This is a genomic window from Cupriavidus sp. 291-E7 (assembly GCF_057798835.1).
Genome location: NZ_JBYOJV010000006.1, coordinates 25228 through 49022, shown reverse-complemented (window position 1 = coordinate 49022; position 23795 = coordinate 25228). Strand labels below are relative to the sequence as shown.

Annotated in this window: 18 protein-coding genes and 1 pseudogene; 10 read left to right on the top strand and 9 right to left on the bottom strand. The window is 63.3% G+C overall.

Going from position 1 to position 23795, the window contains the following annotated elements:
• Positions 1-363: 363 nt before the first annotated feature.
• Positions 364-645 (top strand): putative quinol monooxygenase, encoded by a 282-nt coding sequence (locus tag AC3FLX_RS12325; protein WP_488696846.1) that lies wholly within the window; start codon positions 364-366, stop codon positions 643-645.
• Positions 646-717: 72 nt separating this feature from the next.
• Here AC3FLX_RS12325 and AC3FLX_RS12320 read toward each other — a convergent pair whose 3' ends face one another.
• The 3 genes from AC3FLX_RS12320 to AC3FLX_RS12310 all read right to left on the bottom strand — a co-directional run bounded on the left by AC3FLX_RS12320 (position 718) and on the right by AC3FLX_RS12310 (position 5730).
• Positions 718-3819: an efflux RND transporter permease subunit gene (locus AC3FLX_RS12320; RefSeq protein ID WP_488696844.1), complete on the bottom strand. Its 3102-nt coding sequence runs from the start codon at positions 3817-3819 to the stop codon at positions 718-720.
• Positions 3816-5009, bottom strand: coding sequence for an efflux RND transporter periplasmic adaptor subunit (locus tag AC3FLX_RS12315; RefSeq protein WP_488696842.1), 1194 nt, complete (start codon positions 5007-5009; stop codon positions 3816-3818). The genes AC3FLX_RS12320 and AC3FLX_RS12315 overlap by 4 nt, the downstream gene beginning before the upstream one ends.
• A gap of 103 nt (positions 5010-5112) precedes the next feature.
• Positions 5113-5730: a TetR/AcrR family transcriptional regulator gene (locus AC3FLX_RS12310; protein WP_488696840.1), complete on the bottom strand. Its 618-nt coding sequence runs from the start codon at positions 5728-5730 to the stop codon at positions 5113-5115.
• A 101-nt stretch (positions 5731-5831) separates the two neighbouring features.
• Between AC3FLX_RS12310 and AC3FLX_RS12305 the strand changes: the two genes are divergently transcribed.
• On the top strand, positions 5832-7328 hold the full coding sequence (locus AC3FLX_RS12305) for an efflux transporter outer membrane subunit (protein ID WP_488696838.1): 1497 nt from the start codon (positions 5832-5834) through the stop codon (positions 7326-7328).
• A gap of 20 nt (positions 7329-7348) precedes the next feature.
• Here AC3FLX_RS12305 and AC3FLX_RS12300 read toward each other — a convergent pair whose 3' ends face one another.
• Positions 7349-7861 carry a winged helix-turn-helix transcriptional regulator gene (locus tag AC3FLX_RS12300; protein WP_488696836.1) on the bottom strand — a complete coding sequence of 171 codons (513 nt, stop codon included), beginning with the start codon at positions 7859-7861 and terminating at the stop codon, positions 7349-7351.
• Positions 7862-8042: 181 nt separating this feature from the next.
• Between AC3FLX_RS12300 and AC3FLX_RS12295 the strand changes: the two genes are divergently transcribed.
• The gene (locus tag AC3FLX_RS12295) at positions 8043-9137 is read left to right on the top strand and encodes an NmrA family NAD(P)-binding protein (protein WP_488696834.1); all 1095 of its coding nucleotides are present in this window, start codon (positions 8043-8045) and stop codon (positions 9135-9137) included.
• A gap of 63 nt (positions 9138-9200) precedes the next feature.
• Here AC3FLX_RS12295 and AC3FLX_RS12290 read toward each other — a convergent pair whose 3' ends face one another.
• Genes AC3FLX_RS12290 through AC3FLX_RS12280 form a run of 3 tightly spaced genes read right to left on the bottom strand, consistent with a single transcriptional unit; the run spans position 9201 to position 12802 of the window.
• On the bottom strand, positions 9201-10574 hold the full coding sequence (locus AC3FLX_RS12290) for an L-serine ammonia-lyase (RefSeq protein ID WP_488696832.1): 1374 nt from the start codon (positions 10572-10574) through the stop codon (positions 9201-9203).
• A gap of 56 nt (positions 10575-10630) precedes the next feature.
• On the bottom strand, positions 10631-11758 hold the full coding sequence (locus AC3FLX_RS12285) for a C45 family autoproteolytic acyltransferase/hydrolase (RefSeq protein ID WP_488696830.1): 1128 nt from the start codon (positions 11756-11758) through the stop codon (positions 10631-10633).
• 60 nt (positions 11759-11818) lie between these two features.
• A complete protein-coding gene (locus AC3FLX_RS12280) occupies positions 11819-12802 on the bottom strand; it encodes a Bug family tripartite tricarboxylate transporter substrate binding protein (RefSeq protein ID WP_488696829.1) in 984 nt (327 codons plus the stop codon).
• Positions 12803-13005: 203 nt separating this feature from the next.
• On the opposite strand from AC3FLX_RS12280, the gene AC3FLX_RS12275 reads away from it, so the two are divergent.
• The 7 genes and pseudogenes from AC3FLX_RS12275 to AC3FLX_RS12245 all read left to right on the top strand — a co-directional run bounded on the left by AC3FLX_RS12275 (position 13006) and on the right by AC3FLX_RS12245 (position 21190).
• Positions 13006-13920 (top strand): LysR family transcriptional regulator, encoded by a 915-nt coding sequence (locus AC3FLX_RS12275; RefSeq protein ID WP_488696827.1) that lies wholly within the window; start codon positions 13006-13008, stop codon positions 13918-13920.
• A gap of 525 nt (positions 13921-14445) precedes the next feature.
• Positions 14446-15723, top strand: a complete 1278-nt coding sequence (gene cqsA, locus AC3FLX_RS12270; protein ID WP_488696826.1) for an alpha-hydroxyketone-type quorum-sensing autoinducer synthase — start codon at positions 14446-14448, stop codon at positions 15721-15723.
• A 24-nt stretch (positions 15724-15747) separates the two neighbouring features.
• A complete protein-coding gene (locus AC3FLX_RS12265) occupies positions 15748-17052 on the top strand; it encodes a sensor histidine kinase (RefSeq protein ID WP_488696825.1) in 1305 nt (434 codons plus the stop codon).
• Positions 17053-17540: 488 nt separating this feature from the next.
• Entirely contained in the window at positions 17541-18836 is a 1296-nt protein-coding gene (locus AC3FLX_RS12260) for a M20/M25/M40 family metallo-hydrolase (RefSeq protein ID WP_488696823.1), read from the top strand.
• Positions 18836-19675, top strand: a pseudogene (locus AC3FLX_RS12255) (MFS transporter); the annotation flags it as partial. The gene AC3FLX_RS12260 and the pseudogene AC3FLX_RS12255, both read left to right, overlap by 1 nt.
• The gene (locus tag AC3FLX_RS12250; protein WP_488697338.1) at positions 19659-20210 is read left to right on the top strand and encodes an MFS transporter; all 552 of its coding nucleotides are present in this window, start codon (positions 19659-19661) and stop codon (positions 20208-20210) included. The pseudogene AC3FLX_RS12255 and the gene AC3FLX_RS12250, both read left to right, overlap by 17 nt.
• A gap of 50 nt (positions 20211-20260) precedes the next feature.
• Positions 20261-21190 carry a LysR family transcriptional regulator gene (locus AC3FLX_RS12245; protein ID WP_488696821.1) on the top strand — a complete coding sequence of 310 codons (930 nt, stop codon included), beginning with the start codon at positions 20261-20263 and terminating at the stop codon, positions 21188-21190.
• A 131-nt stretch (positions 21191-21321) separates the two neighbouring features.
• Here the strand turns inward: AC3FLX_RS12245 and AC3FLX_RS12240 are convergent, their stop codons facing one another.
• Together AC3FLX_RS12240 and purB are read right to left on the bottom strand one after the other, a co-directional pair.
• Positions 21322-22269 (bottom strand): Bug family tripartite tricarboxylate transporter substrate binding protein, encoded by a 948-nt coding sequence (locus AC3FLX_RS12240; protein ID WP_488696819.1) that lies wholly within the window; start codon positions 22267-22269, stop codon positions 21322-21324.
• 74 nt (positions 22270-22343) lie between these two features.
• Entirely contained in the window at positions 22344-23708 is a 1365-nt protein-coding gene (gene purB, locus AC3FLX_RS12235; protein WP_488697336.1) for an adenylosuccinate lyase, read from the bottom strand.
• Positions 23709-23795: the final 87 nt, after the last annotated feature.

Sequence of the window (23795 nt, the reverse complement as noted above, 5' to 3'; positions counted from 1 at the left end):
ACGCTCCCCGAAAAATCAGACGCCAATGAGTCTGTCATCAATATGCAGTGGCGGATCAGGGAGCAATGTCCGTGCCAACTTTAACCGTCAGCCTAAAGTCGCGTGGGCCGGTGAACGCAATCGTTGATGGCGGCTTTCCGGGCGGGAGTGCCGCAACGCCCGAAAAAATCACACCTGTCCGGCCAAAAACTGCCGGGTCAACGACTGCCTTGCAGAACATCGCCACCCGGAGTGATCGCGTCCTGATACTGCGCGGGCGAATACCGAACGATCGTTGAATCCACGCCGCTTTCACCCGATGGACTGCATCGTTTGGTCAGGTTAGGCTCTCTGAAGAACCCATACAAAGAGGAGCAGACGGAAATGTTGGCTGTAGTCGCACAAATAAAAGTAAAGCCGGGTGCCGAGGCACAGTTCGAAGCGATCGCGGCGGAACTCGCGGCGGCATCCCGCCAGGAGGCGGGCTGCGTCGAGTACGATCTTTGGCGAACAAATGAAACCGGGGTCTATGCGTTCGTGGAGAAGTATCGAGACGCCGATGCGGCGGACGCGCATCGAAAATCGGACCACTTCAGAACGATCGGCAAAGCAATGGGCGCGTTCATGGACGGCCCGCCGACCGTGCTGCGGCTGACTTCGGTCTGATCCCCGGTACCAATGCCCGTGGATAACGGCACGCCAGCGGAGTGCTGGCGTCCCTCGGGCGACCGCGCTGCCTCACGACACCCGCGCCACCTCTTCCACGCGGGTTTGCCGCGCCGCCTCCTGCGCCGGCGGCCGGATCCGGAACCAGATGGCATACATCGCTGGCAGGAACGCCAGTGTCAGCAGCGTGCCGGCGAGCGTCCCGCCGATCAGCGTATAGGCCAGTGTGCCCCAGAACACCGAGTGCGTAAGCGGGATGAAGGCGAGAACGGCTGCCGCGGCGGTCAGCAGAACGGGGCGGGCCCGTTGCACGGTGGCTTCCACTACCGCGTCGTACGGCGACAGTCCATCCTTCAGATTGCCCTGGATCTGTCCGATCAGGATCAGCGTGTTCCGCATGAGGATGCCAGACAGCGCCACCAGCCCCACGAGTGCATTGATGCCGAACGGCTGGTGGAACAGCAGCAGGGTCGGAACGACGCCGATCAGGCCGAGCGGACTCGTCAGGATGACCATCACCATGCCGGCCATCGACCGCACCTGGAACATGATGATCAGCAGCGTGATGGCCAGCATGATGGGGAACAGGGGCGCCAGCGCCTTGTTCGCCTTGCCCGCTTCCTCGATGGAGCCGGCCATCTCGATGCGATATCCGGAGGGCAGCTTCTGGATGACCGGCTGCAGTTGCGCCAGGATGGCCTTCGATACGTCGGGCGGCTGCTGGTCGTCGGCAATATCGCCCCGCACCGTGATGGTCGGCGTGCGGTCACGGCGGCGCAGGACGGGATCTTCGGTGCGCACGTCCACGGTGCCGACCTGCGAGAGGGGGACGCGCTCGCCGTTGGCGCCGATCAGCGTAAAGCCGGCGATGCGTTCCGGATCGAGGCGGATGTCGCCCGCGGCGCGCGCCAGCACCTGCACCGAGCGAATGTCCTCGCGTACCTCGGTCACCGGCACACCGGTGAGCAGGAATTCGAGCTGCTGCGCCACATCGTGCGAGGTCAGGCCGACCGCCTGCAGGCGGTCCTGCTGCAGCGAGAAGTGCAGCGCCGGCACGCGCGGGCCCCAGTCGGTGTTGACGGTGCGCATCAGCGGGCTGGCATTCATCACGTCCTCAACCTGCTTCGCGATGACGCGCAGCTTGTCGGGGTCGGGACCCATGACACGAAACGCGACAGGGAAGGGTGAATAAGGCCCGAACACCAATTGCGTCACGCGCACGCGCGCGCCCGATGCCAAACCTTCGGCGACGGCCTGGCGGAGCCGGCCCTTGAGTACGTCGCGTTCTTCCTGGCTGTCGGTTCGCACCACGATCTTGGCGAAGGACGGGTCAGGCAGTTCCGGCGACATGGCCAGGTAGAAGCGCGGTGCCCCCTGGCCGATATAGGACGTCACGATCTTCGCTTCTGGCTGCTTGTCGAGCCACGCTTCCACCTTTTGCGCCGCGGCGCTGGTCTGTTCGATGGACGTGCCATAGGGCATCTGCACCTCCACCAGCACCTCGGGACGATCGGAAGTCGGGAAGAACTGCTTGCGCACGGCACCCATGCCGACGGCGCTCGCGGCGAACAGTCCGACGACGATTGCCGCCACCAGCCATTTCCGCCCGATCACCCGCCCCAGCAACCCGCGAAAGCGCTGGTAGTTCGGCGTGGCGTAGATAGCATGATGGCCGCCTTCCACCTTCTTCATTTCAGGCAGCAGCTTCACGCCGAGATAGGGCGTGAAGGCGACTGCGACGATCCACGACGCGATCAGTGCGATCCCCACGATCCAGAACTGGTTGCCGGTGTATTCGCCCGCGGAAGACTTCGCGAAGCCGTTCGGCATGAAGCCCACCGCAGTGACAAGCGTGCCGGAGAGCATCGGCGCTGCCGTATGGCTCCATGCGTAGGCCGACGCCGCGATCCGTCCATAGCCTTCCTCCATCTTCACCACCATCATTTCGATGGCGATGATGGCATCGTCAACCAGCAGTCCGAGTGCCAGTATCAGGGAGCCCAGCGTGATGCGGTCGAAGTTCTTTCCGGTGGCGGCCATGACCACGAAGACGGCGGCCAACGTCAGCGGCACTGCCGCGGCGACCACGATCCCGACTCTCCAGCCCATGCTGACAAAGCTCACCACTAGCACCACGATCAGCGCGGCGAAGAACTTGACCATGAACTCGTCGACCGACGCCTTGATGTTGACGGCCTGGTCGGTAACCTTGCTCAGTTCCATCCCCAGCGGCAGTTCGGCGCCGATCTTCGCCACTTCCGCATCGAGCGACTTGCCGAGGTCGAGGCCGTTCCAGCCGTCGCGCATCACGATGCCGAGCAGCAGCGCCGGCTCGCCCTTGTTGCGTACAACGAAGGTGGCCGGGTCCTGATAGCCGCGTTCGACGGTGGCGATATCGGACAGTTTCAGTGTGCGGCCGTGCGCCACCACGGGGGTGTCACGGATGGGGTCGAGCTTGTCGAACGCGCCGTCGAGCCGCACGAAGACCTGCGGCCCGTTGGTGTCGATGGAGCCCGCGGGGGTGAGCACGTTCTGGCTGTTGAGTGCGGCGAAGATGTCCTGTGGCGTTACGCCAAGCGTGGCCAGCCGGTCATGCGAGAACGACACGTAGATGCGCTCCGCCTGCTCGCCGATGATGTTGACCTTCTTCACGCCGGCCACATGCAGCAGGCGCTGGCGGATGGTCTCCGCTTCGCGCACCAGCAGCCGTTGCGGCTCGCCCCTGGCCTTCAGCGCGAAGAGGCCGAAGGTCACGTCCGAGTATTCGTCGTTGATGAGCGGGCCGATAACGCCCGCCGGCAGGGACCGCGCCTCGTCGCCGAGTTTCTTGCGGGCCTGGTAGAACTCCTCCGGCACTTCCTTTGGCGGCGTGCTATCGAGCAGCGTGACGGTGGTGAAAGCCAGTCCAGGCCGCGTGTAGGTTTCCGTCCGGTCGTAGTAGCGCAGTTCCTGCATGCGCTTTTCCAGTTTTTCCGCGACCTGGTCCTGCATTTCCTGCGCTGTCGCGCCGGGCCATGCCGTGATGAAGATCATCGACTTGACCGTGAATGGCGGGTCCTCCGCGCGGCCGAGCTGGAAGAAGGCGACAACGCCGGCGATCGAGACAAGAATAATCAGGAAGAGCGTGACGGCACGTTCGCGCACCGCGAGTGCCGAGAGATTGAAGCCACTCATTGCTGTCCCCGTACGCCGTTGACGGCATGCGCGCCTTTACCGGTTTGGGCGGCCGGGGCGGCTTCCGCCACCTTCACGTCGGACGCCACCCTGACCTGCTGTCCTTCGGTCAGCAAGTGGACGCCCAGCGCCACCACGCGGTCGCCAGGCTGAATCTGGCCCTCGATCCGCGCGGTATCGTCGCCGATGGCGCGCACGGTTACCGGTCGCCACGTTGCGTGCGCGGGATTGCCTGTGACTACCCAGACGCCGGGGCCCTTGCCCGGATCGTGGAGGGCGCCGATGGGGACTTGCAGGCCGGATGCCGCTTCTTTCGGGTCGGCCACCTGCAGCGTGACGGTGGCGCCGAGCGGCGCGTCGGTCAGCGCACCGCCAAGCACGTAGCGCGCTTCATAGGTGCGGGTTTGTCTGTCGGCAGCGTCGGAAAGCTGCCGCAGGGTCGCGGTAACTGCCTCGCCGTCCTTGCCATAGAGCGTTGCGCGGGCCGTGGAGCCTGCCGGCGGGCGCAGGGTTTCCGGCAGATGGATGATGGCTTCGCGCTGCCCGGCACGGGCCAGTCGCACCACCACTTGGCCAGCATTCACCACCTGTCCGGCTTCGGCGACGGTTTCGACCACAACCCCGTCGGCATCGGCCAGCAACACGGCATAGTCGGATGCGTTTCGCGCCACGTCGGCCTGCGCCTCTTCCGCCCGGAGCTGGGCCCGCGCCGAGTCGGCGGAAGCCTTGATCTGGTCATAAGCGGACGCGGACACCGCCCCGGCCGCCACGAGATCGCGGTAGCGCTCCTCGTCAGCCGCCAGTTGCGTGGCGCGGGCCTTGGCGGCGGCCACGGCTTCCTGTCGCGCGCGTGCCGCCAGCTTCAGGTCGATGGGATCGAGTCGCATCAACGGCTGGCCGCGCTTCACGGATTGGCCGGTGTCGACCAGGCGCTCCAGCACCTTGCCCGAGACGCGAAAGCCCAGGTCGCTCTGCACCCGGGCGGCAACGACGCCGGTGAAGGCGCGCCGGACGGCGGATGCGTCCTGAACGTTTTCCACCCTCACCAACGGTGCCAGCACGCGGGGATCTGGCTTCGGCTCGCCGCCGCATGCCGCAAGGGCGAGCGGCACAAGACAGATGGCAGCGAAGGTAGTGGTGCGGGTGGCGGCGTGGGTGACGGTGGATGCGAAAAAGCGGCGCTGAAGCATGAGGGCCCTCCATACGAATGGCCTTCACTGTATAAACAGTGACCAAAATAGTCAATGGTCACTGCGCAAATTCACATGGCGTGTGCCGAGGACGCGCGAGATGTCAGGGCGCCAGACTTCGCAGGATCAGGTTGCTGAGCTGCGCCGGCGCCACTTCGACAAAGTCGAGGTTGTGCTGGAGTTGCAGCGGATCGAGGTAGGGCTTCATCACGAGGTAGATGGCGTGAGCCGTCTCGTCGAGGGGCGTTTTGCGCTCGAATTCACCCGCCTCACGCCCCTCGCGCACGATCTGGAGGATTAGTTGCTGCATGTGGGCGTCGTAGGCGCGAGCCGATCCCCACTGCTCTTCGCAGGCCACCACGGCAATGGCGTACAGCTTGCGGTCCTGGAAGAAAAGCCGGCTGCCAGCCTCGGCCAGCGTGCCAAAGAGGCGTCGCAGCCGCTCCGAGGCGGAATCCGCTCCGGCCACCGCCTCGTCCACGGCCTGGCGCATCTGGGCCAGGCAGTTGCCGCAAATGACCTCGCCGATTGCCTGCTTGGAGTCGAAGAACTTGTAGACGTAGGCCTTTGAGAATCCGATGGCCTTGGCCAGGTCGGAAACCGTTGTCTTTTCGTATCCGTAGAGGCTGAAGTGCTCCGTGGCGGCGTCCACGATCTGGCTGCGCACGCTATGGTCCACGGGGCCGCGGGGCAGAGGAGGGATGGGTTGGGTGTCGGTCATGGCATGAGCTTACACGGTGATTGGTCATTGACAAAGAGTGACTAGTTTGTATTATGGTCACACGTCACGCAATGCAACCGATCATGTTATTCCGCCAACCTATGCATTTCCCGTCTCTTCGCTTCCGATCTCTCGATGGCCTGCCCGCCCTTGTTGTCACCGCGACTGCCGTGGCGGCACTTGCCGGCTGTGCTGTCGGCCCCGACTACCACAAGCCCGATGTGCCCAACGCGGAACGCTTTCTTGGGCAACGCGACGTGGAGCAGCGTCAGGCCGCCACCCGGGCGGATCTCGAAGTCTGGTGGGAAGGGTTTGGCGACCCGCAACTGACACGCTTCGTGCGGCTGGCGCTCGACCAGAACCTCGACCTGGCGGCCGCCTCGGCGCGAGTCACGCAGGCCGGGGCCGGGCTGCGCTTTGCCACGGCCGCGCTGTTGCCGTCGGGCGGAGTCAGTGCCCAGGCCGCGAAGCAATACCAGTCCGTCGAGACACCATTGGGCCGGGTGCTGAACGCAACGCCGAACTTCGACCGGCATGGCAGCCTATACGAGGCAGACCTCACCGCAAGCTGGGAGATCGATATCTTCGGGGGCCTGCGGCGCGAGCGCCAGGCCTCGCAGGCGGAGTACCAGGCGTCGGAGGCGGGACTGGCTGCTACGCGCGTGGAAGTGGCGGCACAGGCCGCCGACACTTACGTGACCATCCGTGGCCTTCAGGCCCGGCTGTCGATTGCGCGGCAGCAGGTGGAGACACAGCGGAAGCTGGTCTCGACCGTCAGGCTGCTCTACGCCAAGGGACTTGCCGCCGCGCTGGAGGTACAGCAGGCGGAAGGCGCGCTCGCACAGGTGGAGGCCACCATTCCGGAACTCGAATTCGGACTCGATGCCGCGATGAATGCGATGGACGTGCTGCTCGGCACCCCTCCGGGCACCTACCGCGCCGAACTTGCCGACATCAAGGCGATCCCGGCCGCTCCACGCATCGAAGACACTGGCACACCTGCCGACTTGCTCCGGCGGCGCCCGGACCTGATCGTGGCAGAGCGCCGGTTGGCGGCATCGAATGCCCGCATCGGCGCCGCCATCGCTGAGTACTATCCGAAGGTCTCCCTCAGCGGACTCCTGGGCAGCGCGACTACCGTGGCCAGCGGCAATCTGTTCTCGGCCGGCGCCAATCAGGCGGCGGGGGTTGCCGGATTGCGCTGGCGGCTGTTCGACTTCGGTCGTATCGGGGCGCAGATCGATCAGGCCAAGGGGCAGGAGGCCGAGGCACTGGCCGGCTATCGGCTGGCCGTGCTGCACGCATCGGAAGATGTCGAAAATGCCTTCACGGCGCTGGTCAAGCGCGAGGAACAGACCAATACCCTCGAACGCGGGGAACTGGCGCTGCGTCAGGCCCGGAACTCCTCGTTCGCGGCCTACCAGAAGGGCGTCGTTCGCCTGATCGAGGTGCTGCTCGCCGACGAGAATCTGCTGAAGACTTCCGATGCCAAGGCGCAGGCCGAAGCGCAATCGGCCCGCGCGGCCATCGCCGCGTTCAAGGCGTTGGGTGGTGGCTGGCAGGCCGCCACGCCGGCAACGCGGGACGCATTGCTGTAGGCGGAACGCCGTGCGCCCGGCTACTTATCGCTTTCATTGCGTCTGCGCTCCGCGTGGGCAACGCGCCACCGGACCAGATCGTCGGCCCCTGGCCCCGCCTTGACAATCACATCCGTCGCGCTGATGGGCTTGCCGGTATCGCTGTCAAAAAAGCTCCAGCCCACGTCGGCGCCCGATTCTCTATTCACAAACTGGAGTGGCGGCGCGGAAGCGCCGGACACCCCCAGTCGATCACCGATCTGTGCGAGCACTGGCATCACCGGGGCGACATGCCAGCCTTTCGGGGTCAAGAGATATTCGAACCGTTCCGGATTCTCTTGATAGCGTCGCCGCTCGACAAGGCCGCTGGCTTCCAGATGCTTCAACCGGTCGCTCAGCGTGGCGTTGGTAATCCCTGACGATTGGCGGAAATCCTCGTACCGGCTCAGGCCGCATACCAGATCGCGCAGGATCAGCAGCCCCCAGCGGTCACCGATCATCGCCATCACACCGGCGATCGAACAAACCATTCCGTCGAAACCCTTCGAGCGCATCTCGCTGCTTCCTTAAGTTCTCTCAAGACCATTGTCATGCAGGCCGCATGATAAGTCGCTTGCCATTGCGGACTGTCACTCTTATTATAAGAGAGACTGGCGGAAACGGTGAAGCTCGGGAACGGTGCGGGCATTGGCGAGCGCCGGACAGTTCATCCCCCTTCCAATCCGTGGAGACATCATGCCCTCTGGTTCCGAGTCCAGGATCTTCGTTGTTGGTGGCACTGGCGCTCAAGGCTTGCCGGTCGTCGGCGGTCTGGTTGCCGACAAGAAGTACACGGTTCGCGCACTTACCCGCGATGCAGCGTCACGCCGGGCCAAGGCGCTGGTCGCCCTTGGCAATGTCTCCATCCTTGAAGGCACCTTCGCGGACGAAGCCGTATTGCGAGAGGGCTTCCGTGGCTGCGACGGGGCATATATCAATATTGACGGCTTCAATACCGGCGAGAAGACGGAGATGTACTGGGCCATGCGCAGCTACGAGATCGCTTTGGAAGAGGGCGTCAAGTTCTTCGTGTACGGGAATCTGGACTACGCGCTCAAGAAGTCTGGCTACGATTCCAAATTTCGCGCCGGCCACTATGACGGCAAAGGCCGTATTGGCGAATGGATCCTGTTTCAGAACCAGGTGAACAGAGACCGAATGGGGGCCGCGCTGCTTACCACAGGGCCCTATATGGAAATGGCGATTTCCTCACGGACACCGATGACGCCATCGGTGGAGGATGGCGTGCTGACCTGGAGGGTTCCGCTGGGGAACGGTGCCGTGCCTCACGTCGCACTGGAGGACTGCGGATACTACGCGCGCTGGCTTTTCGATAATCGGGAGCGAGCGAATGGCATGGATCTCGAAGTTGCGATCGAGCATGTCGGCTATCACCAACTTGCGGCGGCCTTCGAGAAAGTGACTGGACATCCGGCGCAATACATCGACACCGAAATGAGTGCGTACTGGAATGGTCCGCTGAAGGCGGCCGGTGCGTTGCCGGCAGGTTACAACGCCGATCCCAATGACAAAAGCACGATGAGCTTCCGCGATAACTTCACCGGTTTCTGGAACATCTGGAAATACGGTGTTGTTCAGAGAGACTACGCGCTGCTTGACGAGATTCACCCCAATCGCATCAGAAGCGTGGAGGAGTGGCTCGAGCGGGAGGATAAGCTGGGACGAGAGCTCGGCAAGGGAAGCCTCTGGGAAAGAGTTCAACCTGGGTTCATGGATACTGCGCCACCCATTCTGAAGGTAGCCGAGGATAGGCGGACCGGGAAATTGTAGGCGGGGAGTGCTTACGCATTGTCTTCGGGGCCAAGTGGCGGGCTATCGCAACACCACCATATTTCAACATTCGATAATGTTGACCGCCAGACCGCCCCTGGCGGTTTCCTTGTACTTGGTCTTCATATCGGCGCCGGTTTCGCGCATCGTCTTGATGACCTTGTCCAGGCTTACGTGGTGCCTGCCGTCGCCATGAAGCGCCATGCGAGCGGCGCCAATCGCCTTGATCGCGCCAATCGCATTTCTTTCGATACACGGTATCTGTACGAGGCCGCCCACGGGGTCGCAGGTTAGCCCCAGGTGATGCTCCATTGCAATTTCCGCGGCATTCTCGACCTGCGCGACCGTGCCGCCCAGTACCGCGCACAGCCCGGCCGCCGCCATCGAGCACGCGACGCCCACCTCGCCCTGGCATCCGACTTCCGCGCCCGAGATGGAAGCGTTTTTCTTGAAGAGGATGCCGATGGCCGCGGCGGTCAGCAGGAATTCGACAACGCCGTCCTCGCAGGCGCCGGCCTCGAACTTCATGTAGTAGTGGAGGACGGCCGGAATGATGCCTGCGGCGCCGTTTGTTGGCGCTGTCACCACGCGGCCACCGGCCGCGTTTTCCTCGTTCACCGCCAGGGCATACAGCGTGACCCAGTCCATTGCATCGAGCCTGTCGCGCGAGGCGTCACGCGTGCTCAGCTTGCGGAACAGCGGGGCCGCACGCCTGCGAACCTCAAAGCCTCCGGGCAGGACACCCTCGGCGCGGCAACCTCGCGCCACGCAATCCTGCATCGTCTTCCAGATGGCCAGCAGCGCGGCGCGCGTATCCGCGGCGGGCCGCCAGTATTCCTCGTTCCTGCGCATGATCTCCGCAATCGAGATGCCCAGCCTCGTCGCGATGACCAGCAGGTCATCGGCGTTATCGAATGGCAGTGGCAGCGCTATTTCCCGGGGCATTTCGCTGCCTTCCCGCTCCATCGCTGGTTCGGGCACGACGAATCCGCCGCCGACCGAGTAGAACGTCGCGGCGCGCAGTTCGGTGCCGCTAGCGGTGAACGCGACGAAGCGCATGCCGTTCGCGTGCAACGGCAGGGTACGCCGGTAGAAGACGACGTCCTTGCGCGCATCGAAGGCAATCGATTGGTGGCCATTCAGGACGATCGTGCCGGTGTTGCGGATATCGGCCAGGTATTCCGGGACGCGGGCAACGTCGACCGTATCGGGATCATGGCCGGAAAGACCGAGCAGGATCGCGGTGTCGCTGCCATGTCCCTTTCCGGTTGCGCCAAGCGATCCGTACAGCTCGGCCCGCAGTTGCGTCACGCTGGCGAGCAAGCCGTGGCCCTCCAGTGACTGCACGAACTGCCGTGCTGCCCGCATGGGGCCGACCGTGTGCGAGCTGGACGGCCCGATACCGATCTTGAAGAGGTCCAATGCACTGAATGGCACGAAAAACTCCGGGGTGAGGGCGATCTTTAATGGCTGAGCCGGGCGCTGCCCGAACCCTAGAGCGTGTATTCCTGGAACTCGCGGCACTCATATGGCTTGCGCGCAACCCACATGACTTTCCTGGCGACATCCATCAGCGTTGTGGCCACCGTCGCCGAGATGCTGCTGAAATCGCCGGGTTTGGGGCTGCGCAGGACCCCGTCGGGGAAACCGAAGTCGTCGGCCAGGATGGCGCGGATGTCGTTCCATTCAATGCCACGTTCCGTAATGGACCGCAGTGCGTGCTCCACGCGATGCTGCCGATACAAACTGTCGGGCCGCGCGGCCAGACCCGGGTCCCGCAGTCGGGACACTGCGACGGGCGATAGCCAGTGATTGGCATGCACCAGCACATCGTCCTCGGGAAGCGTCCAGTACACGTCGGTGGGCGCGGCTTCAAGGCTTGCGCATGCCCCGTCGGTGGCGCTGCTCTGCGCGAGGATCATGTTGCTCGAGCAGTAGCGGCGCGCGTTCCATACGGTTCGCATCGCGTGCGCAAGGTTCGTGGATTCCAGCAGCCGCCGGCGCAAGAGCACGACCGGAACGCCGGGGCAATGCTGGTAATCCTCATGGCAGGACAATGCATTTCCCGTGAGCGACACGCCGTGGCTGTTGAAGCCGTGTCGCGCCAGGGCACCGGCTTCCGTGAATGCGAGGATATCGGGGCCATTGTCGGCGCGGATGCGCAACACGATGCAGGTGTCGACGCATTCCTGTCGCCAGTCCCAATTGTGGGCGTGCAGCAGCCGGCCCGTGGCGGAGCGCTTTGGCAACACCACGAGTCCGGTGCAATCGCCGTCCTCGTTGCCGTCTTCCAATGCCGCATTGGCGCCGATGGTCGAGAAGCCATAGAGCATTTCTGTCCGGCAATTGATAACGACGACGTTTTCAAGGGATGTACCCGCCCCTTCGGCGATGCCGCGCATTTCCTCGAGATAGGCCGGATCGAAGGCTTCGATTTGCGGGAGCATGGCGCGTGCGAGACGGTCGATCGTGGCATCGTCCAGGCCGCGACGGCCAAGCTGGGCGCGGTATAGCGCGGCGCCTGCCGCAATGCGTTCGGGCACCGCGCGCCCGTGTTGGAGTCCGCGGTTGTATGGGCCGCCGGTCACGTCCACCAGCGGGAAGTATTGCGCTGCATGCATTCGAATTTCCTTCATCCAGCAGTTATCAGAGGGGCGAGAAGACTTGCCCGGAACGAGGGCTTACTGCGCGGCCAGATTCAGCGATTTGACCAGCGGGCCCCACTGCTCGGTGTCCTGGCGGGTGGCTTTCGCCACGGCGGATGTCGTCTTGTCGGCGGGCTCGGTCATGTAGATCCTGCCCAGCTTTTGCCGCGATTCGGGGTCCGCCCACATCTTCGCGGTGGCCACATTGAGCTTTTGGATGACGGCGTCCGGTGTGCCCTTCGGCGCCACCAGGGCGTACCAGCCACCGCCCAGTGACTTGGGAATGCCGATTTCCGCTTGCGTGGGGACGTCGGGCATCTCGGGCACGCGCTTGTCCGCAAATACGACCAGCGGCTTGACCTTCTTTTCCTTGACGAACGGGATGGCGGAGAAGACCACTGCGCTGGTCAACTGGGTTTCGCCACCCACCACGGCCAGCAAGGCCGCGGCGCTGCCCTTGTAGGGAACGTTCAGAAGATCCACGCCTGCGTGCCTGGCGAATATCTCCATGTTCAGGTGGGTCGAGTTGCCTTTTCCCGCCGTGCTGTAGGAGTACTTGCCCGGCGATGCCTTTGCCAGACGGATCAGGTCGGCGACGTTGTTGGCCGGAACCGCGTTGCTGGCCAGCAAGACTTGCGGCGTGCTGGCAAGAATGCCGATGCCGGCGAAGCCCTGGTCGGGATCGTAGTTCAGCTTGCCAAACGAGAATCGGTTGAGCGCGAGATTGGACTGGGTGCCAAGCAGGATCGTGTAGCCGTCTGCTGGCTGGGTGGCAACGTAAGCCGCCGCAATCGAGCCATTCGCGCCGGCGCGGTTTTCCACCACGACGGTCGCACCCAGATGCCGGGCCACGTAATCGCCCCAGATGCGCGCAAGGCCGTCCGCACCGCCGCCCGGCGGGAGCGGCACCACCAGCCGGATCGGCTTGGCCGGGAAGGTGTCCTGAGCGAACGCGGTGGGGGCCAGACAGGTGGCGGCCGCGGCACTGCAGCACGTCAGTGCCAGGAAAACATGCTTCATCTTCAGTCTCCGCAATTCAGGCTGCTGCGATCTGCAACGCCTGCTTGTGCGAGAAGTATGGACCCGGGCAACCTCAACTTTTCATCATATTTATGCGCTATGACATACCGTAATTGGTATGCTGTCATTCGCCCCGAAGCCGCGCCGCCTGGCAAATGCAGATGCAGATGCGTACGGCCGCCGGCCATCCCCCAGACCGAAACATGAATCTCCTGTCGCTCCGACGCTTCGACCTGAATCTGCTGGTGGTTTTCGAATCCCTGATGGAAACGGGAAGCGTCACCAAGACCGCGGAAAAGCTGGCGCGCACGCAGCCGGGCGTGAGCCGGGATCTCGCCCGGTTACGCGAAGAGTTGTCCGACCCGCTGTTTGTCAGGGTCCGGGGAAGACTGGAGCCCACCGAGCTGGCGCGCAATCTCCGCGACACGGTCAGGCGCGCCCTCGAAGCCGTTGACCACGCGCTAGAGGAGGGCGGGGGCTTCCGCCCGTCCGAGTCAACGCAGGTATTCAAGATCGGTACGACGAGTGCCATCGAACTCTTGCTGGCCCCGTTACTGCACAAGTTCCTGGAAGCCGCGGCGCCCAACGCAGGTGCGTATTTTTTCCCGGCCTATGGGGACGTCACGCCCGTCGAAGATCTGGAGGCCGGTGCCATTGACATCGCAATCGGTCGCTTCGACCGCCAGGCGCGCAACGTGACGTTCCTCCCGCTGTTCGAAGAGCGGCGCGTATGCCTGGTGCGGCGTGATCATCCGCTTGCCGAAAAACGGCTGGAACTGGCCGATCTGCCCGAGATGCGGTTTATCAGCACGATCAACATGCTTGGCCGGGACAACGACGTCGACAACTTGCTCAAGAAGCATGGATTGCCGAAACGTAAATTCCCGATGTACGTTTCGACCCTGTCCCTGGCGCCGTTCGCCATGCGCGACAGCAACGCAGCAATAACGCTGCCGGTGCGCGTCGCGAGGATTCTGGCAAACCAGTTCGACCTAAGCATGCTGGAATTGCCCGCCGAATTGCCGAATCGCATGTACTCGATTGCATGGCATTCGCGCTGGGACGCGTCGCTGTCGCATCGGTGGATGCGCGATGCTGTCGTATCCATGCTTAGCTGACGGACAGATTTTCCCAAACGGCCCAGTGGGCCTGTAGCGCCTGAAAACTTTCAGACTCCCTAAGACGAAGAGGGCGCCAATGCTTGCGCAAGCTCGCTCTCCAGAAAGCGCCTGCCGACCAATACCTCCGCGGGAATTTGCATTTCACGCGCGCACGATTTCGTAATTCCGCCTCGTATATCGCGTCGTCCCGGCATGGGTGCTGGCATAAATTTCTCATGCCCAATGCAGTCGTTCATGCGTCTTCAGTAACGGCGCGGGCGTTTTCCTATTGGCGTCGAATGGATGACGCAAACTGTCATGCATTGCCGTGCCGTACTTCGAACGAGAGCCGAAGAATGGCAGCGTGCCGGTGTAGTCTGCGCGAACGGTGGCGAGCGGCCAGTTGGCGTCCCCGACAGGCTTTGGCTTAGCCTACGCTTGCCCGCGCGGCCTGCAACGCGAGCGGCTTCCCAATGCGGACCTAGAGCTTTCGAATCAATCCCTTTTTTTGATTTTGGCGCTTAATTCTTTGGAGGAGAACCGATGTCGCCCGCCAATCTTCATTCCCAACCGACAAAATCTGTCAGTCGTATTCAGTCCGCGCCATTACCGGCCTGGATTTCGGATCGGATGGCTGCCCATTTTGTCGACAGAATGGAAAAGCTCTGGGGAGGGGATCACCTGCTGCACGGCCGCGTCCCGGGGCCAGACGCCTTGCACCTGAGCAGTAACGACTATCTATGCCTGCTGGGCGAATCGGCGCTGGTTCAGGCGCAGGCGCGGGCGCTAACTGACGAGGCGCCGGAGCTGCTGATGTCTTCGGTTTTCCGGCACGGCGACACGCCACAACAGCAGGTCGAACGAAAGCTCGCCACGCTGATGCAGGCGGAAGATGGCCTGATCGCCCAGTCGGGATGGGCGGCCAACGTCGGATTGGTGCAGTGCATTGCGGGGCCGGGAGTGCCGGTCTACATCGACATGAACGGTCATGCCTCCCTGTGGGAAGGCATCAGCGCGGCGGGGGCACAGGCCGTGCCGGTCCGCCACAACGACTTCGCCCATGCCGCACGCCAGATCGAGCGTCTGGGTCCGGGCGTCATCATGGTGGATTCCGTCTATAGCACCACGGGCAGCGTGGCGCCGCTGGAAGCGTATGTTCAGATGGCGGAAGCGACGGGTAGTGTTCTGGTGGTTGATGAGTCACATTCCTTGGGCACGCATGGCCCGGCGGGAGGAGGGCTTGTCCCGGCGCTCCGGCTCTCGGAGCGCGTCCACTTCCGGACAGCGTCGCTGGCCAAGGCGTTCGCCGGCCGCGCGGGGTTTGTGGCCTGTTCCACCAGATTCAAGGATTTCTTTGCGGTGGAGGCGCGCCCGGCCATCTTCAGCTCTGGTCTGCTGCGCCATGAAATCGCCTGGTTCGATGCCGCGACGGATTTCATCGCGCGCGCGGACGATCGCAGGGAGCGCCTGCATGCCATTACCCGGACCACGCGCGCGGCCATCACCGAGCTTGGCTACAACATCAGCGACGGGAGCGAGCAGATCATCGGGCTGGAGGCCGGCACGGAACCCCAGGTCATGGTTCTGCGCAACGCTCTGCAACGGCATGGCATCTTCGGTGCCGTTTTTTGCTCGCCTGCTACCCCCAAAAATAGGGCATTGATGCGCCTTACGCTGCATGCGAAACTCACCCCCTCCGATATGGACCGGCTGATCGATGTTCTTGCGAAGATTCGGGACGAGGTCAGGCTGGCGGAGTGGTCATCGACACGCCGCGCGCATCGCGGCCATACCCATTCAATAGGCAGCTCAGCGCCGTAAACTTCCAGGGGTCAGAAGCTCGAGATGGAAGCCATGCAAGAGCAGGCAGGGGGCGAATCGTTGTGGGTTCGACTCGTCAGGGATGCCCGGCGTGCCGTATTTGAGACGGCCTCCAGGACGACGTTGCTCGACGAGGAAAGCGTCGTGCGCCTGCGTCGCATCCAGATGGTGGGTGCGCTTGGGGTGATTGGCCACCCGCTTTACTACGTCATCTGGTCCTATGTTTTTCCCCAGGCTTACGAGAACCTGTGGCTCCGGCTGATCTGCACGGCGCTGTTTGTGCCGCTGTTGTTCGCGTCCGCGCTGTCGCAAAAGCGATGGCTCTCGGCCTATGCGCTGTTTGCCATTACCGTCGGGATGCCGTTCGCTTTTATCTTCTTCTACCTGGAGAACAATGGCTCTCTGGTATGGGCAGAGTCGGTCATCATCGCGGTGGTGGTCCTATACCACTTCAGTTCGGCGTTCGCGACGATTGCCTTGCTATCGGGAGCGGCCGGCGCATTTGCATTGTTTGTGGTGGCCGGTCACTCCATTGCGGGTATTCCCTGGCAACCGTTGCTTTTGCAACTGCCGATCATTGCGTTCGTCATCGCCGTGCTTGTCGTGATCAAGCTGGACCGTCAGTTGCTGGTCGAAGAAAAGCGGCGGGGGATGGCCGTCGCCCTGGCAACGGTCGCGCACGAACTACGCACGCCGCTGATGAGTCTGACGATGACCGTTGCGGGACTAAAAGGCAGGTTGCCGGCGGCGCTGGACGCGCAGGCAGCGCATCGTGAAGGTCTTCTGCAGGCCATTGACCGCTTGCAGGCCGATCTTGCGCATGTCAGTAGCAGCATCGATTTGCTTGTTGCGAATTCCAAAGACCCGAAGGCGGCCAAACAGGATGTATTCGACCTGGTGCACTCCGTTCGGGAGAGTATTGACCGGTTTCCGTTCGAACCCGCGCATCAGGATATCGTCACCATCGAAGCGTCGGCACCGCTCCACGTGCTGGGTAACGCCCAGCTATTCGAGCTGGTGATCACCAATCTGACCAAGAATGCGCTTGAGGCGATCAAGCGGGCAGGCAAGGGCAAGATTCTGATTCGCTGCGAGGTGCGGGACAACGAGGTCTATGTCCTGTTTCGGGATACGGGGCCAGGTGTCCCCGCGCATATTCTGGCCCGCATGTTCCAGCCGTTTTTTTCCTATCCCGCGCACCGGGGGACAGGAATCGGGCTGGCGTTTTGCAGGGACGTCTTGCGCAGTTGGGGCGCTTCGATTTCCTGCCAGTCCGTGGAGTATGAATTCACGGAATTCGAGCTTCTGTTCCCGAAGCACAAGGCGTGACCTCCGGCTGAGAGTTCGTACTTCGATTTCCGCTGCCATCGGCATGCAAGGGTCGGGCTTCGTCCGGCCGCTGACGGGCTGCGTTCAAATCCATTGCGGTCATTGACGATTGCCGGGAATGACGGCAACTGGCCGTGGCCTGCCCAATGATCCTTGACGTCGGGGCCCATGCCACATCGTAGGTCGTTGGCAATGCCCCAGCACGCGCCGCGCATGACCGCCGCGATCGAAGCCATCGTGCCTTCGAAATATTCGTGCAAGTCCTTCATCCGCGGCAAAGGCCGTCCTGCCTTCCCTATTGTGGCGCACGCCCGTCATTGGTGCGGTGCGGCATGCGCCAGGAGGGTGCGGAGGTCTAATTTCTCTTATAGGCACGTGTGACTTGCTAATTGGACGGCGCCCCTTACGGCGTCGAAGATGGGTTCACGCAATCGTCATCGACGAGACGCGGCACATACCGATCCCCCTTTCGACTCCGTCCATTCGCCATGCAAGACACCCTCGACACCTCGGCTTCGGCCAACCCGGCAGCAGCGGACCCGCACGATGCGCGTGCACGGCTAGCATCTGCCGCACGCGCTGCTTCGGTCGATGCCATCGACATCGCCCGCCGCCTTGTGGCGATACCCAGCGCATGCCCGCCGGGCGACACGCACGCGATGGCCGATGCCATCGCGACCATTGCCGCGGATATTCCCGGCTTGGACGTGGAGCGCTACGGCACCTTGCCGCACGTGATGAACCTTGTGCTGCGGCTCAAGGGTAACGGACCGGGCCCCACGCTGGTCTTCAATGGACATATGGATACGTTTCCGCTCGTCAATGCCGAGGCGTGGAGCGCTGACCCCGGCGGCGAGGTGCGCGGCGGCGATCTCTTCGGTCTGGGCGTGTCGGATATGAAGGGCGGCATCGCGGCCATTCTTGTTGCGATGCGACAGCTCGCCAACTGCCGGCATGCGTGGCGCGGCGAGGTGGTGGCCACGTTCGTGGGCGATGAAGAGACGATGGGCGTCGCTGGCACGCAGTACCTTCTCGACCACGTGCCGCACGCACGCGGCGACGCGATGATCAGCGCGGACACGGGTTCGATGCGCGTGCTGCGCTTCGGCGAGAAGGGCATGATCTGGCTGACGCTGCGTGCATCTGGCAAGTCCGCGCACGCAGCGCATGTCCACAAGGGCGATAGCGCGATCGAGAAGCTGCTGCGTGCGCTCGATGCGATGACGGGCCTGCGTGACATGCAGGTGGCGGCGCCGCCGACAGTGCTGGCCGCGATCCGGGAGGCGAGTGCGGTTTCCGAAGCGTTGTCCGGGACCGGCGAGAGCGACGTACTGCGCCGGATCACGATGACCATCGGCACGATTCACGGCGGTCGATTGCCCAATCTGGTCGCGGACGCAGCCGAGGCGACCGTGGATCTGCGGTTGCCCGTGGGGACGAGCGTGGCGGATGTGGAGCACGAGCTGGCGCAGATCCTGCAGAAGTGTCCCGGCGTCGAAGCGATCATCGATCGTCGCTACGAACCCAGCTGGACGTCACCGGAGGATGCGGTGGTCACGACATTGCGGCGCTGTTGCGAGGAGGTCACGGGCGTGCCGTCGGTGGTGAACATGCGCGTCGGCGCTTCCGATGCGCGGCTGTACCGCCGCGCGGGTGTACCGACCGTCGTCTGCGGGCTCACGCCGCGCAACATGGGCGCGCCCGACGAACACGTGTCGATTACCGAGTTGCGCGCGCTCGCGGAAGCCTTCGCGCTGACCGCTTTCGATTTCCTGACCGCTTGATGGCGGCCCCGTCGAACACACCGGAGTCCGTCATGTCGCAAACACATACCCTCGATCAGGCTACCCGCAGCCGCCTTCGCCGCGTCATTGGTTCGGCGCTCGTCGGCAACATGCTGGAGTTCTACGACCTCTTCATCTACGGCTTTCTTGCCGTCTATATCGCCAGGGTGTTCTTTCCCACGGCCGATCCCTACACTTCGCTGCTGGTGACGCTTGCCACCTTTGGCGTGAGCTACTTCGTGCGGCCGCTGGGCGCGCTCGTCATCGGTGGCTATGCCGATCGGCATGGGCGCAAGGCCGGCATGATGCTGACCATCTGGGCGATGGGCGTTGGCACAGCGATGATCGCGTTCGCGCCGTCGTACGCCGCGTGGGGCCTCGCGGGCACGGTCGTGCTCGTGGCTGGAAAGTTCCTGCAGGGCTTTTCCGCGGGCGGTGAGTTCGGGACATCGGTGTCGTTCGTCACCGAGCATGCACCCCGGCATCGGCGTGGCTACTTCGCCAGCTTTCAGGTGGTTGGAATCGGGCTGGCCACGGGCTTGGCCAGCGTGGTGACGTACGTGCTGACGGCTTCGGTGCCAAGCGAGCAGATCGCTGCATGGGCGTGGCGGCTGCCGTTCATTCTTGGCCTCGTGATCGTGCCGTTCGGCTACTGGCTACGTCGCCGCGTCGATGAGACGCCGGAGTTCAAGAACGGACGCCATGAAGCGAATCCAGTACGTACGACGCTGGCCACCGCGAAGGCGCGCATCGCGTGCGCGATCGGCGTGTACTCGCTGGCGGCCTCGACCAACTATCTGCTCGGCATCTATATCCCGCTCTATGCGCAGAAGGAACTGGGCTTGTCCGTCGCGGACTCGAATGTATGGCGCGATGGGCTATGCCCTTGCGCAGATCCTCCTGCCACCGGTGTTCGGCGCGCTGTCCGATCGTCATGGCCGGCTTGCCATGATCACGCTCGGCACGCTGCTGACCGCGGTACTTACCGTGCCAGCGTTTCTCTGGATGGTGAACGTGCCGACCGTGCCGGTCTACGTGATCTGCGTGACGGGGCTGACCGCTTGCGTGATGGTGTTCCAGGGGGCGATGCCGGCATTCCTCGCGGAGCTGTTCCCGCACGGTACGCGCACCACGGGCCTCGCGCTGATCCACAACCTCAACTTCACGGTGGTGGGGGGGCTGTCGCTGCTGGCGTGCGCATGGCTGTCGAAGGTGACTGGGAGCAAGATGATTCCTGCCTACTACGTGATGGCAACCGTGGCGCTAGCGCTTGTCTGTCTGGTTTTCTTCCGCCGGCAACGTGCTAAATTTTCGGCCGACATGGCCGATACGGCGGACGAGACCGCGGATGGCGCGCTGCCGCAGAAGGCATAGGTGGCGCAGGCGCATAGTCGTCACCGAAGCCGCAACTGGGAGAAGTGCCGATGAGACTGCGCCATATCGAGGTCATCAATGCCATTCGCGTCACCGGCACGCTCAGCGCGGCGGCCGAGCTGCTGAACCTGAGCCAGCCGGCCGTCACACAGATTCTGCATAGCGCTGAGCGGCAGCTCGGCTACGCGTTGTTCCAGCGCGTGCGCGGGCGTCTTGTCGCCACGCGGGAGGCACTGCAGCTGTATCCGGAGATGGAAAAGCTCGACACGCAGCTCGGTGCAATTCGCAAGCTGGCCGAGAACCTGCGTGGCGAGCGTTCGGATACCCTGCGCATCATCGCGGCGCCAGCGCTCGCAGAGACACTCGTGGCGGATGCCGTTGCCGAGATGACGCTGCGCTATCCGAACGCGCACATCACCGTGCGCGCCATCTACTCCGATCAGGCGGCGGTGGACCTCGCGCTGCTGGACGCGGACATCGGCATCCTGTTCCACAACGTGCCGCATCCAGCGGTGCGTGAGGAACTGCTGGCAATGAGCCGGCTCATGTGCATCGGCCCGCCCAGCGTACTGCCACCGGTCAATGCCATTGATCTGGCCTTTCTCGGCGAGCATGCGCTGATCGGCCCGGACCCGGACGATCCTATCGGGCGACTGCTTGCGCAAACCTGCCGTGATCTCGGCATCGACGTGAAGTCGAGCGTGCAGGCGCTGTCCTATCACTCGGTAATGGCGCTTGCCGCGCGCTGCAAGCGGGTCGGCATCGTCGAAGCGGCTACCGCGCAGGGTGCGGAGGCCTTGGGATTGCGCGCCGTGCCGCTGATTCCCGATGTTCGGCTGCCCGTCATCGCGGCCACTGCGCTGCAGGCCGAAGGCAACATCCTGAGTCGCGATTTCCTCGATATCTGCCGGCAGGTATTCGCCGCACGGCTCGGGCCGCCACCCGGTGCGGGCACGGAACATCCAGCAACGCGGGCGTGAAGCGGGCCGGCTGCTTTGGCACCGATGCGGATGCTGTTGCCGTAGCGGTGCGTGACAAAGGCCGGCTGCGCGGCGAGCGTGCGCCATGTTCCGGCGAATTCGCTCGCGTCTACTGACAGCGACGGGCCATATTAGTCGATGGTTGCGCCCGACTGCTGCACCACGGCCCCCCACTTGGCGCTCTCGGTTTTGATATAGGCGCCCAGTTCTTCCGGTGTGGAACCGACCGGTACGATGCCGTCGGTCAGAAAGCGCTGGCGCAGATCCGAACTCTTGATCAGCGCGGCGATTTCGCTGTTCAGGCGCGCAATGATCGGCTTCGGCGTGCCGCGCGGCGCCAATAGCGCGTACCACACATTGGAATCGTAGCCGGGCACGCCGGCTTCGGCGATGGTGGGAACGTCAGGCATCGACGCTGCACGACTTGCGGTCGACACGGCCAGTACCCGCAGCTTGCCTGCCTTGATCTGCTGCGCCGCAAGCCCATAGCTGGCAAACATGGCGCTCACCTGACCGGCCAGCAGTGCGGGCATGGCCGGCCCGGCGCCCTTGAAGGGAACGTGCACGAGGTCGATGCCCGCCTTTGATTTCAGCAATTCCATCGACAGGTGCGGACCGCTGCCGTTGCCCGACGATCCATACGTGTATTTGCGCGGATTGGCCTTGGCCAGCTTGATGAATTCATCCAGATTGTGCGCCGGCACCGATGGGTGCACCACCAGGAAGTATGGCGCCGAAGCCAGCAAGGACACTGGCTCGAAATCGTTGACGGGGCTGTACGGAAGTTTGCGGTACAGGCTCTGGTTGACGGCGAGTTGCGCAGTCAGCGCCAGTACCAGGGTATAGCCATCGTTGGGCGCCTTCGCCACCATGTCCATACCAATATTGCCGTTTGCGCCGCCGTGGTTATCCATGATGAAACGCTGTCCGGTACGCTGTGAAAGATACTGAGCCAGCGGCCGCCCGACGATATCGCCTCCGCCGCCAACGGCATACGGCACGATCACGCGAACGGGCTTGCTTGGATAGGCGTCGGCTTGTGCGCCATGCGCCACCGAGGCGGCTGCACATAGCGTCATTGCGACAAGTCTTCCCAGGTGTTTGGCGGCTTTCAACATTGCGTGGTCTCCGTTTATGTTTGATTTTGGTGCGATCAGTTGAGCCAGCCGCTTGCGCGGGTTCTTTCGAGGACGGCTTCAACGATTGCTGGCGCCAACCCTACATACGTGGACGGGTCCAGCAGTTGCCTGAGTGACGAGGGATCCAGTGCGTCGCGGACCGCGGTGTCGCGCAACAGGGCCTGCTCGAAGGTGATGCCAGCCTCCATGCCTTGCATGGAGGCGGCGTAGACCAACTCATGCGCGCTTTGCTTGCCGACTTTCTCGGCGAGCGCGAACATCACCCGCTCAGACATCAGGAATCCACCGAGCAGGTCCAGGTTGGCCCGCATCCTGTCAGTGTTCACCGTCAGACCGGACAGCGCCTGATGCATCATGTCCAGCATGGCCGCCGTCATCATGCAGGCTTCGGGAATCGCTTTCCACTCCATCCGCACAGCGGCGACATCGCGTTCGTGCTCAACCATCTGCGCATCGTGCATCATCGCCACGCTGTAGCGGATGGCGCGACTCAGGGTGACGACCGTCTCTACAACCGCGGGGTTGCGTTTATGGGGCATGGTGGAGGAGCCCACCTTGCCTTCGTGGAAAGGCTCGGCCACTTCGCCAACTTCGTCGGATTCCAGGTTCATGATCTCATTGGCGATCTTGCCCAGCGTCGCGCCAAGCAGTCCGAGCACCCCGACATACTCGCCAAGGCGGTCCCGCGCTGGCTGCCAGCTTATCTCCGCCACATTCAATCCCAGGCGCGCCATGACCCGCTTTTCCAGCTCGATGGCGTGCGGGCCGAAAGACGCCTTGGTGCCAACCGCTCCGACCATCTGGCCGACAAAGGTACGCGCCTCCAGCGCGATGAGTCGCTCGTTGTGGCGGCCAAGTTCCGCCAGCCATATCGCGCATTTATGGCCGAAGGTGATGGGCAAAGCCTGTACCGAATGCGTGCGGCCGGCCATCGGGGTACGCTTGTGCGTGTCGGCAAGCTGGTACAGCACGCGCGCCACCGCGGCCAAGTCTCGCGTCAGCACGTGGTGCGCTTCCCGGACCTGCAACATCATGCCGGTGTCGTACACGTCCTGAGACGTCGGGCCGAAATGCACAAACTCTCCCACGTCGCTGCCGCACAAGCGCTGCAGAGCGCGCACCGCCGGCACCAACGGATGCTTGATGCGGCGAGCTTCCATCGCAAGGTGGTCGAGGTCGAGGTGTTCGACACGCGCCCGCGCGGCAATTTCCCGTGCCGCGGCCTTTGGGATGATCTCCAGCTCTCCCTGTTCCAGCGCCAGCGCTGCCTCGAAGTCCAACCACTTCTGCACCCGATTCTCTTCCGAGAATACGGCGCGCATCTCGTCTGTGCTCCACATGTGCTGCTGAATGGCCTGGTCGAAAACACTGCTGGTCATTGCCGATGCCTCTGTCATGAAACGGGATAGCAGTGATTCTGGGTCGATCAAACCATTCTGTAAAATGACATGTTTGGAGACAATCAT